This is a genomic window from Micromonospora sp. NPDC050397 (assembly GCF_044901685.1).
GTDB lineage: Bacteria > Actinomycetota > Actinomycetes > Mycobacteriales > Micromonosporaceae > Micromonospora_G.
The window spans coordinates 130266-146223 of record NZ_JBJDPS010000004.1 but is presented as its reverse complement, the minus strand read 5'-3'; the positions used below and the strand labels follow the sequence as shown (position 1 = coordinate 146223).

At 72.4% G+C, this 15958-nt stretch carries 12 protein-coding genes; 4 read left to right on the top strand and 8 right to left on the bottom strand.

Going from position 1 to position 15958, the window contains the following annotated elements; translation table 11 throughout:
- Window position 1 precedes the first annotated feature (1 nt).
- Window positions 2–1231, bottom strand: a complete 1230-nt coding sequence (locus ACI2K4_RS16390) for a helix-turn-helix domain-containing protein (RefSeq protein ID WP_404512105.1) — start codon at window positions 1229–1231, stop codon at window positions 2–4.
- 319 nt (window positions 1232–1550) lie between these two features.
- On the opposite strand from ACI2K4_RS16390, the gene ACI2K4_RS16385 reads away from it, so the two are divergent.
- Window positions 1551–2237 carry a bifunctional DNA primase/polymerase gene (locus tag ACI2K4_RS16385; RefSeq protein ID WP_404512103.1) on the top strand — a complete coding sequence of 229 codons (687 nt, stop codon included), beginning with the start codon at window positions 1551–1553 and terminating at the stop codon, window positions 2235–2237.
- Between the two features lie 323 nt (window positions 2238–2560).
- Here the strand turns inward: ACI2K4_RS16385 and ACI2K4_RS16380 are convergent, their stop codons facing one another.
- Genes ACI2K4_RS16380 through ACI2K4_RS16360 form a run of 5 tightly spaced genes read right to left on the bottom strand, consistent with a single transcriptional unit; the run spans window position 2561 to window position 9227 of the window.
- Window positions 2561–3283 (bottom strand): FAD:protein FMN transferase, encoded by a 723-nt coding sequence (locus tag ACI2K4_RS16380; protein ID WP_404512951.1) that lies wholly within the window; start codon window positions 3281–3283, stop codon window positions 2561–2563.
- A gap of 55 nt (window positions 3284–3338) precedes the next feature.
- Complete coding sequence (locus ACI2K4_RS16375) at window positions 3339–3959, bottom strand: FMN-binding protein (RefSeq protein ID WP_404512101.1); 621 nt, start codon at window positions 3957–3959, stop codon at window positions 3339–3341.
- A gap of 15 nt (window positions 3960–3974) precedes the next feature.
- Window positions 3975–5663, bottom strand: coding sequence for a ferric reductase-like transmembrane domain-containing protein (locus ACI2K4_RS16370; RefSeq protein ID WP_404512099.1), 1689 nt, complete (start codon window positions 5661–5663; stop codon window positions 3975–3977).
- Window positions 5660–7030: a DUF1501 domain-containing protein gene (locus ACI2K4_RS16365; protein WP_404512097.1), complete on the bottom strand. Its 1371-nt coding sequence runs from the start codon at window positions 7028–7030 to the stop codon at window positions 5660–5662. Before ACI2K4_RS16365 ends, ACI2K4_RS16370 begins: the two co-directional genes overlap by 4 nt.
- 19 nt (window positions 7031–7049) lie before the next feature.
- Window positions 7050–9227 (bottom strand): DUF1800 domain-containing protein, encoded by a 2178-nt coding sequence (locus ACI2K4_RS16360; RefSeq protein ID WP_404512095.1) that lies wholly within the window; start codon window positions 9225–9227, stop codon window positions 7050–7052.
- A gap of 438 nt (window positions 9228–9665) precedes the next feature.
- On the opposite strand from ACI2K4_RS16360, the gene ACI2K4_RS16355 reads away from it, so the two are divergent.
- Entirely contained in the window at window positions 9666–9923 is a 258-nt protein-coding gene (locus ACI2K4_RS16355) for a DUF3040 domain-containing protein (RefSeq protein ID WP_404512093.1), read from the top strand.
- Window positions 9924–10024: 101 nt separating this feature from the next.
- Here ACI2K4_RS16355 and ACI2K4_RS16350 read toward each other — a convergent pair whose 3' ends face one another.
- Window positions 10025–11023, bottom strand: coding sequence for a hypothetical protein (locus tag ACI2K4_RS16350; RefSeq protein WP_404512091.1), 999 nt, complete (start codon window positions 11021–11023; stop codon window positions 10025–10027).
- A complete protein-coding gene (locus tag ACI2K4_RS16345; protein ID WP_404512089.1) occupies window positions 11020–14154 on the bottom strand; it encodes a DEAD/DEAH box helicase in 3135 nt (1044 codons plus the stop codon). Before ACI2K4_RS16345 ends, ACI2K4_RS16350 begins: the two co-directional genes overlap by 4 nt.
- A 135-nt stretch (window positions 14155–14289) precedes the next feature.
- Here ACI2K4_RS16345 and ACI2K4_RS16340 point away from each other — a divergent pair, with 135 nt between their 5' ends.
- Both ACI2K4_RS16340 and ACI2K4_RS16335 read left to right on the top strand, forming a co-directional pair.
- Complete coding sequence (locus ACI2K4_RS16340; protein WP_404512087.1) at window positions 14290–14859, top strand: alpha/beta hydrolase; 570 nt, start codon at window positions 14290–14292, stop codon at window positions 14857–14859.
- Window positions 14860–14958: 99 nt separating this feature from the next.
- Window positions 14959–15900, top strand: coding sequence for a GNAT family N-acetyltransferase (locus ACI2K4_RS16335; protein WP_404512085.1), 942 nt, complete (start codon window positions 14959–14961; stop codon window positions 15898–15900).
- The last annotated feature ends 58 nt before the right edge of the window (window positions 15901–15958 follow it).

The following is a 15958-nucleotide window of genomic DNA, read 5'->3' as shown; positions in this document are numbered from 1 at the left end:
GTCATATGCCAACTCCCATGTGCTCAGCCAACTCCGCAATCGGCGCGGGCGGCGCACCCCTTGTGCGACGGAGGATGTCGGACATCACCTCGTGTGCGATCGGTCGGCACCGGATCTCCGAGGGGGCCAGCCGGTCACCGTCGACCAGCATCTCGCCCGCGCTGTGCACGTCCCCGATCTGGGCGAAGCCACGGGCGATGTCGAGCAGGTGGTGGGCCCGCCGCTCGGGCAGCAGGGCGGCGAACCGCCGCTTGTCGATCCGCTGCTCGTGGGTCTCGACCGCCTGCCGGCCCTCGCCCAACTCGACCGCCGCCGCCGCCCGGTGCAGCTCCAGGTTGGTCGGGCCGAAGCTGGTCCAGTAGTGGTTCTGGTCCGAGCCGAGCGCGTTCGCCGCCTCCTCCGCGCCCCGGATCAGGTCCTTCACGGTGGCGCTGTCGCCCAGCCGGGCGGCGGCCATGGCGCCCTGGAGCAGCAGCATTCCGTAGACCGAGAGCCGGTCCGGGTCGGCGCCGTTGGTGCCGCCGGGGGCGAGCCGGTTGGCGATGTTGACGTTCACCTCCAGCGCGGAGCGGGCCCGTCCGAGCGCGAGCAGGGCGTTGCCGACCCGGTAGGTGGCCACCCCGGCCAGCAACTGGTCGTCGGCGCGGACCGCGACCGCCATCGAACGGTCGGCGGCGAGCCAGGCCAGTTCGTGCTCGCCCAGCTTGCGCAGGGCCGACGAGGCGATCTGGTAGACCTGCCCGAGCAGGCTGGCGGCGAGTTGTCCGTCGTCCCCGCTGTAGTAGGCGTCCGCCGCCTGGGCGTCACGCAGCAGCTTCGGCAGCGCCCGGGTCAACACCCCGTAGCGCGCGTACTGGTAGGTCAGCCAGGCGTGGCCGACCGCTTTGCGGAACTCGGGCAACGGCGGCGGGACCACCTGGGCGTGGAAGTACTTGCTCATCGAGACGTACCGCTCCAGCGCGGCCCGGATCTCCTCCACCTCGACCTCGTCGATGCAGTTGAGCGCATCGGTACGTCGTTCCGGGTCCTTGCCGAGCAGCAGTTGTACGTCGATCGTGAGCACGTCCGCGATCTCGTAGAGCACGGAGAACTTGTCGAGCCGGCGTACGCCCCGCTCGACCTTGTCGACCCAGCTCTTCGACTTGCCGAGCCGGTCGGCGAAGACCTGCTGGGAGAGCTTTCGCCGACCGCGCCAATAGGCGACGCGGCGCCCGATGGGCAGCTCGTCCACGTCCGTTCCTCCCCTTTTTGCCATGCCGGCGGTTCCGGGCCGGTCGAGCTCGTAACGGGTAGTGGTTCAACTCGCTGTTCAGGTGTGGCACGGTCCGGCGGGGCCGGACCCGGGCAGCGGCGGCCCGTGGAGCATCTGTGCGATTTGTTCGGTTATGTGGCGGTCGCACAGCGTGTGCGTCAGGTACGGGGGCAGTGCTCGTACTTTTCGATGCAAGTTGCAAGTGGCTTTATGCCAGGAGCAACGAATCCACCCGGCGCCGGTGACGGCGCGACGCCATCGATCTCGTACTGATCGATCCCGGAAGGAGCCGCGTGCCATGTGGGGGACTACCCGACCGCCTATCACCCGTCTGACGTCGCTGGAACGGGTACGCCTGCGGCGCGTGGCGGTGCGCTACGCCATGCACGGCTGGGAGGTCACGCCCGGCGCGTTCCTGGCCCGTCACCGCTTCGTCTGTGGCCGCGCCGGCTGCCCCACCACCGGCTGCCACCCGGCGCTGGAGGAGTGGGAGGGTGCGGCCACCGCCGATCCGGCCCGGGTCGCCGCCTGGTGGCGGGTACGGCCGCACGCCGTCCTGCTCGCCACCGGGCACAGCTTCGACGTGCTGGAGGTGCCGGCCTACCTCGGCCAGCACGTGCTGGAGGCCAGCCGACCCCATCCCGGAGTGATCATTCCCGGTCATGACCGGGTACGCGGACCGGTCGCGCTGACCCCGGGCGGGCGGTGGATGTTCCTGGTCCGCCCCGGCGACCCGCTCCGGCCGGAACTGGACCAGTGCCTCTACGTGGTCCGGCACGGTCTCGGATCGTGGATCCCCGCCCCGCCGACCCGGCTCCCCGAGGGGACCGTGCGCTGGGTGGTGCCGCCGGAGGAGGCCCGCTGGCGACTTCCCGACTCGTACGCCGTACAGGAACTGCTGGTCGACGCCCTCCAGGCGCACACCCCGGCGCTCCCGGTGGCGTTGCTCCCGGGCCGGCTGCCCGCCCCGCGCCGGGGCTACTGACACGAGGCCACCGGTGACCGGCGAGTCGGCACGCGGCACCCAGCGTCCGGCCGTCGCCAAGCTCGTTAACGCAGGTGACACAGGCACGGTCGGGGCCGCGTACGGCGGTCCGGACCGGCGCGCAAACGGGGGAAGAGATGCGAACCGACGAAACACTGCCGCCACCGGGCGGACCGGACGGGGCGGAGCCGGCCACCGGCGCACCGCCGTGCCGCTGGGCGGGGACCCGACCGAAGGGCTCCCGCCCCGGCGGCGCCCGACCGATGGGCTCCCGACCGGCCGGCACCCATCGCCCGGTGCGCTGAGCCGACCCGCCACTCGGATCAGTCCACGACCGGCAGGCGGTCCGAGCGCGGCGTACGGCGGTCGTCGGTGACCACCGCCCACTCGTGACCGGCGAGCCGACCGAGCCAGCCGACTCCGGCCTGCCCCATCGCCAACGCGGCGGTCGCGTACGCGTCGGCGGTGCCGAGGTCGGTGCCGACCACGGTCACCGACCGCAGCCCCCTGGCCGGCGTACCCCGGCGCGGGTCGATCACGTGGTGCCCGCGCTCGTACACCCCGGAGGTGGCGACCGCCAGGTCGGTGCCGGTCAGCACCAGCGCGACCCGGGTCGGGTCCCACGGGTCCTGGATGCCGACCCGCCACGGTTCGCCGCCGCTGGAGTGGCCCCGCACCCGTACGTCGCCACCGGCGTTCACGCAGTGGTTCGGCGCCCCGGCGGCGAGCAGCCGGTCCGAGGCGACCTGCGCGGACCAGCCCTTGACGTAACCGGACGGGTCGAACCGGCCGGTGGCGTACGCGTCGAAGAAGCCGTCGGTGTCGCCCCACAGGTCGGCGCAGCGTTCCAGGGTCGCCCGCAGGTCGGCCGACGCCTGCGAGAGCAGCAGCTCGCCCCGGTCGAAGCGGCTCACCTCGCTGTCGGACATGAAGGTGCTGAACCGCCGGTCCACCTCGCGCAGCCAGCCGAAGACCTGCTCGGCCAGTTCGTCGAGGCGGGCGCCCGGCAGGTCGTCGGCGAGGTCGAGGCTGATCGCCGTACCCATGACGAACTCGACCCGGCGCAGACCCGGCCGGGTTCCGACGCTGCTCAACCGGTCCTCACATCTTGTCCAGCGCGGCCTGCAACGACCGCTTGTACGCACTGCTGGTCGCGGTGGCGCCGCTGACCGTGTCCGGCATCCGGCCCTGGTTCGCCGCCGCGACCGCCGCCCCGCCGGTCCCGCTGTAGGCCCGGTCGACCCGGTCGCTGTTGCCGTCCGAGGTGGCCGTCTCGCGCGGCAACTCCAGCGCGGTCACGTTGGTGACCTTCCCACCGGAGACGGTTATCTGCACCTGGACCAGGCCGAAGTCGGCCGCCGGGGTGACCGAACCGTCGATCTTGCGGGGTCCGGTGGCCGGCGGCGGCGCCTTGCTGGTGCCCGGTGCCCCGGCCGGCGGCTTCACGCTGGGCTTGCCGCTCGGGGCCTTCGACCTGTTCGCGGAGGCGCTGGGGGCACCGGAGCGGCCCGGCACGCCGGCCGCGCCGGACGGCTGCGCACCGCCCTGCGCCGGGTCCGGGGTCGGCTCCGGCGGCGCACCGGCACCCGGGTCGGTCGACGCACCCGCCGTCCCGACCGGTACGTCCTGGGCGGTCGCGGTGGTCGCCGGCCCGCCCTTGAGCACCACCAGCAGGGTGGTGCTGGCGGCGAGGCCGGTGATGCCGAGAATGGCGCGACGCAACGAGGGAACCTCCGCCTAGAATTCGAACGAGGCCAGGTGGATCTGCCGGCGCGGCACCCCGGCCCGGCGCAGTGCCCGTACCGACTCGCGGACCAGGCCGGACGGTCCACAGAGGTAGACGTCCCGGTCGGTCAGGTCGGGCACCAGCCGGCGCAGCCCGCGCGGGTTGAGCACCTGTCGCGGACCCGGGTCGTCGCGGGAACCGACCACGTACCACAGGTCGGTCTCCCGGCTCTCGGCCAGCCAGTCCAGCTCCCGCCGGAGCAGCAGGTCGTCCGGGGTGCTGGCCCGGTAGATCAGCGCCGCACCGGGCGGCAACTCCTCCAGCAGGGCCCGGATCGGCGCGATCCCGCTCCCCCCGGCGATCAGCAACGCCCGCTCGGCGACCCGGTGCGCGGCGGTGAACGTACCGGCGGGGCCGGCGGCCCAGACCCGGGTGCCGGGACGCAACCGGCGCAGCTCGGCGGTGTGCGTGCCGACCACCTTGACGGTCAGCCGCAGCCAGCGGCCGTTACGCGCGGCCGAGAGCGAGAACGGGTGCGACTGCCACCACCGCCCGGCGGAGAGGAAACGCCAGCGGAAGAACTGTCCGGCGAGCACCGGCATCCGGTCCAGCTTCCGGCCGGTCAGGTAGATCGAGATGGTGTCCGGCCCCTCGGCCACCACGTCGGCCACCCGGAGCCGGTAGCGCAGGTTCGTCGCCAGCGGCACCAGCACCCGGCCCCAGAGCACGGCGGCCACCACCAGGACGTACATGGCGATCCAACCGGTCCGCACCGGACCGGGCCGGAAGAGCTGCTGACCGTACGTGAACTGGTGGCCGAAGCCGAGCAGCAGCACCGCGTAACTGCTCAGGTGCAGGTAGTACCAGAACTCGTACGGCAGCGCGTTGCGGACGAACCGGATGCCGGTGAAGCCGAGCACCACGACGATCGTGGCGGCGGCGAACGCGCCGAGCATGTCCTCGTAGTCGCGCAGCAGTGTGGTCGCCTCGGCGAGCACGGACTTGTGCTCCATCGCGGCGTAGCCGGCGAGGATCAACCCCACGTGCGCCACCACCGCGACAAACAGGATGGCCCCGATGTCGCGGTGCCAGCGGCTGAGCTGCTCGGTGCCGATCCACCGCTCCAGCAGCCGCAGCCGGCTCATCAGCAGCACCTGGACCAGCAGCAGGTAACCGGCGACCAGGCCGCCGATCCGGCCGGCGGCGTTGAGGATCGCGAACTGGCTGTTCACCGAGCCGGCCTCGGTCTCCAGCCACCACGGCACCACCGAGGCCAGCAGCCCCACCCAGAGCAGCAGCACCACCAGCCAGCGCCCCACCGGCCCGCGTCGGCGCGGCAGGTCGGTCGTCGGCAGGACGGTCGGCACGGCGGCGGCCTCGGGGCGCGGCCGGGTGACCGAACCGGTCCGGCCCCGCCGCTCGTCCCGCCCGTCGCTCCAGCCCCGCCGCTCCTCCCGGCCGTCGCTCCAGTCCCGCCGCTCCTCCCGGCCGTCGCTCCGGTGACGCTCCTCGCCGGGGTGGCCCTGCTCGGTGCGGCGGGGACGGCGGTAGAGGTCGTCGGTCCGGCTCTCCGGGCGCCGGTAGAGGTCGTCGGGATAGCCGTCGGTCCGGTAACGCCGCTCGTAGGCGGAAGCCTGCTGGCCACCGTCCCGGGAATCGCTCCCGGAACGGTGGCCAGTCTCGGTCGACCAGGTCGTCACGCGTACAGCTTCACCGGGGTGATGGCCTGACGCGGGAACATCTTCTTCACCTCGGCATCGGTCAGGCCGAATCGGCCCTGGGCCACCGACCCGTACACGTTGAACATGTTGTTGTACTCGGGCACGTCGCCGCTGTCCAACTGCTCCAGCCCGTTCCAGGTGCCGAGCAGCGAGCCGGCGAGCTTCTTGCCCGAGAGCAGGGTGACGACGCCGCCGTGGCCGTGGTCGGTGCCGTTGTTGTTGGAGGCGACCCGGCGACCGAACTCGCTGCTCACCATGACGGTGACGTTCGCGGCGAGGGTCGGTCCGAGGTCGTTGAAGAACGCCGCCATGCCGCCGGCCAGCTCGTTGAGCCGGTTGTACAACTGGCCGCCCTTGGCCGTGCCCTGGTTCTCGTGGGTGTCGTAGCCGCCCATGCCGACGGTGGCCACCCGTACGTTGGCGCCACCCTTGATGAGCTGGGCCAGGGTACGGAACGAGTTGCCGATCCCGGTGTACTCGACCCCCGCCGCCGGCTGGTACGGCTTCGCGGCGAGTTGCTGCGCGGTCTGCAACGCGCCCAGGCCGGCGATGACCGACTCCTCCACCGGGTGGTGGATGCCGGTGAACAGCCCCTGGATGGCCTTGGCGGTGGCGTCCTTGTACTTGCCGTCGCCGTTGAAGCCGAGCGAGCCGACGCTGTTCAGCGACAGCGCGCCGTTGTTGCCGACCAGCGACCGGGGCAGCGTGCTGCCGACCCCGACGCTGCGGAACGCGGTGCCCGGTCCGAGCGCGTCGACCAGGGTGTCCAGCCAGCCCCGGCCACCGGTCTCGTTCGGCAGCCCGCCGAGGTTGCAGGCGTCGGCGGCCTGGAAGTGGCTGCGCGACACCCGGGGGTCGGATGCGGCCGGGACGAAGCCGAGCTGGCCGGCATCCAGGAACTTCTGCAACGGGGAAAAAGCGCTGGTCAGCTTGAAGCCCCGGTCGAGTGCGATCGAGTCGGTGCCGAGCAGCAGGTCGGGCCGGGCCTTGGCGAGCGCCGGGTCGTTGTCCGGCGCGACCAGGCTCAGTCCGTCCAGTCCGCCGTAGAGGAAGACGTGGATCAGCGTGCCGCCGGGGGTGGCGGCGAAGGACGCCTGGGTGGAGACGAACTGGGTGGTGGCGAGCGCGGTCACCGTGGCCGCGGCCCCGGCGACGAAGGTACGGCGGGTGACGCCGCGACCGTCCTGCTGGGCCTCCTCCACCTCGGAGAGGTTGAGGAAGTCATCGCGTACGGCGGCGTTCTCGGCCAGCACCGCGGCGTGCTCCGCGCGCAGCACCGCCTCGGTCCGGTTCGGTGCGAGACGCCGCAGGTCGGGGCAGTCGGGGTGCAGGGGGTACGAGTGCACAGTCTTCTCCACTGTTAGCTCACCGGAGGTGGTGCTGGGGGGAGGCGAGGAGGGCCCGCGCGATCGCGGTGATCGCGCCGTTGAACGTGGGGTCGACCTTCGTCCCCGAGGTCACTCCGGCGATGCCGAGGATCAGGTTCTTCTCCCGGTCGGTCAGCTTCTGGTGGACCAGCCGCTGGGCCAGGAGGTCGAGGTACGCCCCGGCGGTGGCCGGCGGGGCGGCGACCAGGTTCTGCGGCGCGGTGTAGGAGAACATCTTCCGGTTGCCGTTGATCACGTCGTGGGCTTCGTTCCAGCCGCTGACCATGGTCCCGGCCGAGGTCCAGGCGACGTACACGTCCGGGTAGCCGTTCGGGGTGGACAGACCCGCCGGGAACTGGCCGAGCTGCTCCATCTTGTTCTTGATCTGGCTCAGCCCGTCGGCGAACGGGGTCCGCCTGAGGTTGGCCGGCTTCTGGTAGCCCGGCGACGGGTCCGGCTGCACGCCGAGCACCCGGTACGTGGCGACCAGGTACTCCATCGGGCGGCGTACCTTCTGGCCCACCGAGCCCCAGAACTCGGTGGAGCTGAACAGGGTCATCAGCACCGGCTTGATCGCGCCCTTGTTCGCGCTGTACGACTTGGCCAGCCGGTCGACCAGCGTCTTCGGCGGGGTGTCCGAGACGAAGCGGGTGGCCAGGCTCTGCGCGACGTAGTTCGCGGTCGACGGGTGCAGCGCCAGGTGCCGCAGGTACGCCTTGATCACCGCCTCGCCGCCCTCGGCCGAGCTGTTGTCGCTCTTGAAGCCGAGGATGCTCACCTTGCCGACGTAGTGCCGGTTGGCCCGGTAGAGGTACTCGTCCTTGTCCACGCCGAGGCCGGTCTGCAACATCGCGGCCTGCCGTACGTCCATCTCGGTGTAACCGCCGTCGACGCCGACCGAGTACAGCTCCAGGTTCTCCCGGGCCAGGTTCTCGTTGATCGCGTCCTTGTGCGACTGGCTCTGGTTGAGATAGGTCAGCAGCGCCGGGTGGGTGTTCGCGGCGACCAGCATGTCGGCGTAGTTGCCGAGCGCGTGCTTGCGGATCACGTCCCGGTCGAACGAGGAACGCTGGATGTCGCTGCCGTCGTAGTACGCCGCCACGTGCAGGAAGTCGTTCCAGAAGTCGACCATCACCTCGTAGAGCTGCCGCTCCGACCAGATCTGCCGGGCGATCGTCGCCCAGACGAACTCGTGGTCGGCGTTGTCGACGTCCTTGACCGTGTCGCGGCGCTCGCGGAGCTGCTTGATCGACATGTTCAGCGTGGGCAGTTCGGAGAGCTTCAGCTCGGCCTTGGTCGGCGCGATCTTCTCCGGGTCGAGCTGCCGGCGCAGCCACTCGTCGATGCCGAGCAGCTTGATCTCGGCGAGCAGTTTCGGCGTGGCACCGAAGGTGGCCCGGGTGGCGAGGTGCCGGATCGGGTCCTTGGCCAGCACGGTCTTGACCGTGACCTCGGTCTGCGCGGCCGCGATGCCGGGCCCGCCGAGGGTGCGCCCGCTGGCCGGCGAGTTCTTCTTCAGCTCCTGGCCCGCCTTGGAGCCCATGTAGCTTTCGTTCTGCTCGGTGTAGGTGCGCACCGTGCTGGGCTGCTGGCCGCTGGGGCGGTCGGCGCTGCCGTCGGTGACCGCGGCGGCGGTGGCATTGCCGTTGCCGTTGCCGAACGGCGTGTGACCGAGGAACCGGTCCACCAGGTCGCCGTTGCGGGAGGCCACCGCGATGGCACCGGCACCGGCCACCACCGCCGCCGCACCGGTCAGCGTGATCAGTGCCCGGCGCCGGCCGTTCGACCTGCCCGGTTCCTGCTCGTCCTCGAGTTCGGGCAGCTCACCCGGACCGGCGTACGGGCCGGGCTCGGGTGCCTCGAGCCCCTCCGGGCCGACCCACTGCGGGCCGCGCCGACCCGGTCCACCGGCCCGGTGCTCCTGGGTCCACTGGTCGACCTGCTGGCCGGACTGCTGATGTGCCCACTGGGCGGCCGGCTGGGAGTAGCCCGCGTACTGCTGGTGCCCCGCCGACTGCGGGTAGCGCGCGTCCGGGCGGTCTCCGTTGCCCGCGGCCTTGCGGCGGTACGACGGGGCGTCGGGCGCGGCCCGGTATCCGTCGGCGCCGGGCTGGGGTCGACCGTCCCAGGGGCTGTCGTCACGCGATCGGCGTGGTGGCACATTCTGGTCAGCCATGTACCAATCCGTCTGCTGAGGCACGCCGGATCGGCTCCGCGACACAACGGCAGGTGCGGGTGGTCCGGCGGCGGTTCTAGGGGGTTGCTACGGCAAGGTAGCCAAGCCGGGTATGTGCTTCAAGGTCGCCGAATCCCACCGCCGGAGCCACTTAAGACGCGGTTCAGGGGAATCACCGGTGAACGGTATCCACCGGACCGGCCGATCACGGCCGCCAGCAGCGACGATGCCCCCAGCCCGACCGCCGCGACATTGTCTGTAACCTGCGCGGATCTTCTTGATGGATCCGGCCACAAAGGCAAACTTAAGGATGGATTAAGCAAAATCTGCGGCTGTTTGTGGTGCGTACGAAGTCGCTGTTCCGAGCAGGAGTGAGAGCGGCGCCGGATCGGGTATCCCCGCGCCAGACCGTTGACGCGTGAGGGGAAGGCTGCCGCCATGCTCAGCAAAGAGGATCAGCGTCGGTTCGACGAGATCACCCGACAGCTGAGAATCAGCGACCCGGACTTCGTCGCCCGGCTCAGCGATCGTGCGCAGGCCCGCCGGGGCAGGCTTCTGCTCCTGCTGACCGTCATACTCTGGAGCGCCGTACCGGCCGTCGTGGTGATCGGCGGTTGGGTGGCGGCGGTCGCCGCCCCGGTGGTGCTCGCCGCCGCCAGCGTGCTCGCCTGGCGGGTGCGCCGCCTGCACCATTGACCTCCCGACCGGTCACTGCGGCGGTTCGCCGCGACGACCGGTCACTCCGGGGTGACTCACCGAACCGGGTGGTCACTCCGGTGGCTCGCCGCGACGGCTGGTCACTCGGGTGGCTCACCGAACCGGGTGTACGCCCGGCGTAGCCGCTCGACCAGCCCGGGGCCGCCGATCGCCGCACCGGGCGGACCGAGCTGACGCAGCAGCAGGTCCGGTTCGGTGGCCAGGATCGGCACCGGCTCCGGCAACGGCACGGGCGGCACCCAGTACCGGTCGACCACCGCGCCGAGCGGGACGTCGGGCAGGTCGGCCAGGGCCAGTCCAGCACCGGCCACCGGGGACGGGGACGGGGTACTGCCGGGCAACGGTTCGACCACGTGCTCGGGGACCCGGTCGACCGCACGTCCGCCGCCACCGGGGCGATCCCCGGCCGGCGCCGCCGCCGACCCGGCACCGGACGCTCCAGCCGCCGCGCGCAGCGTACGCAGGCGGTCGAGCAGTTCTTCCCGGGTCCGGCCCCGCCAGTGCAACAACTGGAACGGGTCGGCGTCGAACGCCTCGGCGAGCAGGTAGAACGAGGCGGCGAGATGCTTGCACGGCACCGCGAAGTCCGGGCAGTTGCAGCGCATCGCCAGGTCGCCGATCGCGGCCGGGAAGAGCGGCGCGTCCGCCTCGGCGAACACCCGCTCCAACTCCGGCGGCAGGTCCCCGGCGAGAAGCTGGGCGCTGAACAACGCCTGCCCGGCGAGCACCGTCTCGATCCGACCCCAGACCTCCGCGTCGTACGGACGCAGCCGCACCGTGACCGCGTACGGCCGGGGTCGGGAACCCTGCACCACGGCGGAGACCACGCCCGGCGCGACCTCCAGCGAGAGCACCTGACCGGCGCGGGCGTACGCCCGACCACGGGTGAGCCGGGTGCCGAGCGCGAACGACTCCAGTACGTCGACGAACCGGCGGGACCACCAGGACGCGCCGATCGACCCCCGGGCGGTACGCGCCCGCAGCCCGCCGTCGACCTTGCGCGGCCGACCGAACTCGGCGAACCGACCGCCGCCACCCTGCTCGCTCACCGCACCGCCACCGCCACCCTGCTCGCTCACTCGACCACCGCCCCGGCCTCCAGCGCGAACAGTCCGCGCAGCTCCGACGTGGACAGTTCGGTCACCCACTGCTCGCCGGTGCCGACGATCCTCGCGGCCAGGCCGCGCTTCTCCGCGATCATCGTGGAGATCTTCTCCTCCACCGTGCCGGCGCAGACGAACTTGCGCACCTGCACCGCCCGGCGCTGGCCGATCCGGAACGCCCGGTCGGTCGCCTGGTCCTCCACCGCCGGGTTCCACCAGCGGTCCACGTGCACCACGTGGTTCGCCGCGGTGAGGGTCAACCCGGTGCCGCCGGCCTTGAGCGACAGGACGAACAGCGGCGGCCCGGCCTCGGCCTGGAACCGGGTCACCAGGTCGTCCCGCTCGGCCTTGCCGACTCCGCCGTGCAGGTAGAGCACCTCGCGCCCGAGCCGGGCCGAGAGTTGCGCCCGGAGCATGTTGCCGAACTCGGCGTACTGGGTGAAGAGCAGGGCCTTCTCCCCCGCCGCGAGCACCTCGTCGACGATCTCCTCCAGCCGGGCCAGCTTGCCCGACCGGCCGGTCAACGCGGAGCCGTCGCGCAGCAGTTGCGCCGGATGGTTGCAGACCTGCTTGAGCTTGGTCATGGTGGCCAGCACCAGTCCGCGCCGCTCGATTCCGCTGCTGGACTCGATCCGGGCCATCATGTCGTCCACCACCGCCTGGTAGAGCGAGCCCTGTTCGGCGGTGAGGTTGCAGAGCACCTCCATCTCCAGCTTCTCCGGCAGGTCGGAGATGATCGACCGGTCGGTCTTGACCCGCCGCAGCACAAACGGGCCGGTGATCCGGCGCAGCCGCTGCGCCGCGTCGTCGTCGGCGTGCCGCTCGATCGGCACCGCGTACCGCTTCTTGAACTCCGTGGCGGTGCCGAGCAGGCCGGGGTTGGCGAACTCCATGATCGACCAGAGGTCGGCGAGGCGGTTCTCCACCGGCGTACCGGTGACCGCGATCCGGTGTCGGGCGGGCAGCGCGCGGACCGCCTCGGCCTGCCGGGTCGCCGCGTTCTTGATCGCCTGCGCCTCGTCCACCACCAGCCGGTGCCAGTCGACCTCGGCCAGCTCCGCCGCGTCCCGCGCCGCCACCGAGTACGTGGTCAACACCAGGTCCGCGTCCCGCATCGCCGCCGCGAACGTCGCCCCGCGCGCCCGCTCGGCCCCGTGGTGCACGTGTACGCGCAGCTCCGGCGCGAACTTCGCCGCCTCCCGTTGCCAGTTGCCGACCAGCGACATCGGGCAGACCAGCAGCGTCGGCCCGTCGGTCGGCTCGTCCCCGGCGAGCAGGGCCAGCAACTGCACGGTCTTGCCCAGCCCCATGTCGTCGGCGAGCACCCCGCCCAGGCCGAGCGACTGGAGGAACGCCAGCCAGGCCAAACCCCGCTTCTGGTACGGCCGCAGCGCGCCCCGGAACCCGGGCGGCTCGTCCCTCGGGGTCAGGTGCCGCTCGGCCTGCCCGGCCAGCAGGTCGCCGAGCGGACCGTCGGCGGCGACGGTGAGCACCGGCAGCGCGTCCGGCTCGTCCGGGCTGGCCAGCCCCATCCGGAGCAGGTCGCCGACGGTCAGCTCGCCACCGTCGCGGAGCAGTTTCAGTCCGGCGGCCAGCCGCCGGGCGTCCAGCTCGACCCACTGGCCACCCAGGCGTACCAGCGGGGACTTGAGCTTGGCCAGGTCACGCAGCTCCCTGGCGGAGAGCGGCTGGTCGCCGAGGGCCAGCTCCCACCTGTAGTCGACCAGCGCGTCCAGCCCGAGCGAGCCGCGTACGGCGACCGTACCCGGCGCGGTCCGGCTCTTCGCCTGCAACCTGGCCCCGAGCCGGGCGCTCGGCCGGGACCACCAGGAGGGCAGCAGCACCCCGAAGCCGGCCGCGTGCAGCACCGGCGCCCCGTCGCGCAGGAACCGGTGCGCCCCCTCGGTGTCCAACGTGAGCCCAGCCGGCATGGCCGTACGCAGCGCGTCGGTCAGCTCCGGCCAGAGCCGGCTGGCCCGGCCGAGTTCGGCCAGCAACGTCTCCTGCGGCGCGTCGAGGTGCAGGGCCAGCGCACGCAGCCCGCCCCGGGCCTGCCAGATCCGGTCCGCGCCGACGACCAGGCTCGGCTCCTCGGCGGACTGGAGCGCGAACTCCAACCGCCAGCCGTCCCCCTGGTCCACCTCGATCCCGACCCCGTCGGCCGCGCCCTGCGGGTCATCGTCATCCGGGCCGTCGCCCTCCGACAACGGCGGTTCGACCAGCCGGAAACAGGCCCGTACCGGGCTGCCGGCGGCGTCGCGCTGCCACCCGCTCACCTCCCCGGTCAACGTGGCCAACGCCGCCGCCGAGATGGTGAACCGCCGTTGCCGGCCGGTCAGCGCCCGCAACCAGGCCCGTACGCCGGGCGAGACGCCGGTGGCCCGGGAGTCGATCAGGCGTACCCCCTCCAGCGCGGTCCGGGCGGCGGCATCGGTCAACGCGTCCAGGGCGTCGGCGACCAGCGCCGAGGCCGAGACCTGCGGCTGCGCCGCCCGTACGGCGGGCGGCAGGGCCATGGCCAGGGACCGTACCCGGGCCGCGTCCGCGCCGCTGAGCAACGGGCGCCAGACCGCGACCGCGTCACCGCCCCCGCCACCGTCCCCGTCCTCGCCACCGCCACCGTCCTCGTCCCGGGCGGACAGCACGCCGGGCAGCGTACGGCCCCGGACGACCAGATCGGCGGCGCAGCCGGCCAACTCCTCGATCAGCCGAAGGGTGCCACCCCGGACCACGGTCGGCTCGTCGGCCAACGCCCGCAACACCGACAGCGCGTGGTCGGCGTCGTACTCCAGGGTCGGCACCCGCCAGCCGGCCAGGGTGAGCCGCCCGCCGACCGGTTCGGCGGCGTCCGCGCCGCGTACCAGTTCGGGCGAGTCGGCCGGGGCCCCGCCCCGGGTCGGCAGGGTGAGCAGCGCGGTGCTGGTGGCAGCCTTCGCGGCGAGTTCGCCGAGCGTCTCGGCGAGCGCGGCGTGCCCGGCGGCGAACGGGTGCGGCCGATCCCGGGGCGGTCGCCCCGCCCGCCGCACCACCGACACCGCCGCCCCCGACTCCTCCCCCCAGAGCGCAAGCGTCCCCCCCACCACCCACACCCCATGCACCACCCGCAAGGAAGGGCCCCTTCTTATCGTTTTTGGTAGAGGAAGGGTCCCTTCCTAACACCTGAGGCTAGTCGCGCGGCGGAGCCACCCGGACGTACGCGCGGTCCGGTGTTATCCGCCTCTCGGCCTCGATAGCCTCGCAGGATGACCGAGTCGACGAGGAACCGGAACGCCGTCGTGATCCCCGGTGGGGGCTACGGTCCCCAGGCGCCGCTGCTGGCGTACGCCTCGGACGCGGCACAGGCACGGGGTGCCCGAGTGCGGCCGGTCTCCTGGACGACCGATCCGAGGCAGGTGTCGCCGGACGACCGGCAGGCATGGGTGGCCGGGCACGTCACCCCCGTGTTGGACGAGGTGACCGCCGAGGCCGCCGGCACCCCGCCGCTGCTGATCGGCAAGTCGCTGGGCACGTACGCGACCGCGCTCGCCGCCGAACAGGGGCTGCCGGCGGTCTGGCTCACCCCGCTGCTGTCCGTCGAGCCGCTGGTGGTGGACGCGCTGCGTCGGGCCACCGCACCGGCCCTGCTGATCGGCGGCACCGCCGACCTCGCCTGGGACGGCGCGCTCGCCCGCGAACTGTCGCCGTACGTGCTGGAGGTGCCCGACGCCGACCACGGCATGTACGTCCCCGGCCCACTGGCCGGCTCGGCGGCGGTGCTGGGCCGGGTCGTCACCGCGATCGAGGAGTTCCTGGACCAGGTGCTCTGGCGCTGACCGTGCCACGAGGAGCTGCTGTGCCGGTTGGCCGGCGTGCGATGCCGCGGGGCAAAAATGACGGGCGCGCCGCGCCGTCGATCCGTACCGTGCCAGCACATGACGGTAACCATCCGCGAGTTCGATCCGCCCGGCCCGGGCGCGGCCGTCGATGCCGAGGCCGCCGCCGAGGTGCTACGCGCGGTGTTGCCGTACCTCGTGCTGACCCCACGGACGCTGAGCTGGCAGGCGGAGACGGCGCCGCCCGCCCAGCACCACCGGTTGTTGCTGGCCGAGGCGGACGGGTTGCTGCTCGGCGCCGCCCGGACCGGGATCTACTACGACAGCAGCGAGCCGGGCCAGGCGTACCTGAACATCTACGTCCATCCCGAGCGACGCGGCAGGGGCGCCGGCCGCGCCCTGCTCGATGCCGGTGAGGCGTACGTGACCGGCCTCGACGCCCGGACCGTCTACTGCTGGTCGCTGGAGGACGAGCGGTCGCTGGCCTTCGCCGAGCGCCACGGCTACCGGCGTGGCCGGTCGGCGCACTTCCAGCGGTTGGCGTTGGCCGACGGCGGGCTGCCGCCGCTGCCACCGAGCCCGCCCGGAGTGCGGGTGCGCACCGGGGCGAGCTTCGGCGACGACCTGCGGGAGATCTGGGCGGCGGACAACGAGGCGGCGGCGGACGAGCCGGACGACGTGGCCGTGGACGCGATCGACTACGACCTGTGGTTGAGGCTGTACTGGCAGCACCCGGACCACGATCCGGAACTCACGTCGGTGGTGACGGTCGACGGTGCGGTGGCCGCGTTCAGCTTCGCGGTGACCGACGGCGGGACCCGCTACATGTCCGGCATGGCGGGCACGCTGCGGGCCCACCGGGGACGGGGGCTGGCAAAGCTGGCGAAGTCCTCGTCGCTGCATCGGGCCCGAGCGGCCGGCTACGTCGAGGCGTTCACCAACAACGACTCCGGCAACGCGCCGATGCTCGCGATCAACAGGTGGTTCGGGTACGAGCAGTGCGCCACCGAGGTCCGCTGGATGCGGGACCTCACCGACTGAGACCGTCGGCCCCAGGCCGAGCCTGCCCGCCCACTGAGACTGTCGGCCCCAGGGCCAA

Coding starts and splice junctions, on each gene's coding strand:
- ACI2K4_RS16335 (WP_404512085.1), top strand. CDS start 14,959: ATGACGGTAACCATCCGCGAGTTCGATCCGCCCGGCCCGGGCGCGGCC.
- ACI2K4_RS16355 (WP_404512093.1), top strand. CDS start 9,666: ATGCTCAGCAAAGAGGATCAGCGTCGGTTCGACGAGATCACCCGACAG.
- ACI2K4_RS16360 (WP_404512095.1), bottom strand. CDS start 9,227: ATGGCTGACCAGAATGTGCCACCACGCCGATCGCGTGACGACAGCCCC.
- ACI2K4_RS16340 (WP_404512087.1), top strand. CDS start 14,290: ATGACCGAGTCGACGAGGAACCGGAACGCCGTCGTGATCCCCGGTGGG.
- ACI2K4_RS16380 (WP_404512951.1), bottom strand. CDS start 3,283: ATGGGTACGGCGATCAGCCTCGACCTCGCCGACGACCTGCCGGGCGCC.
- ACI2K4_RS16385 (WP_404512103.1), top strand. CDS start 1,551: ATGTGGGGGACTACCCGACCGCCTATCACCCGTCTGACGTCGCTGGAA.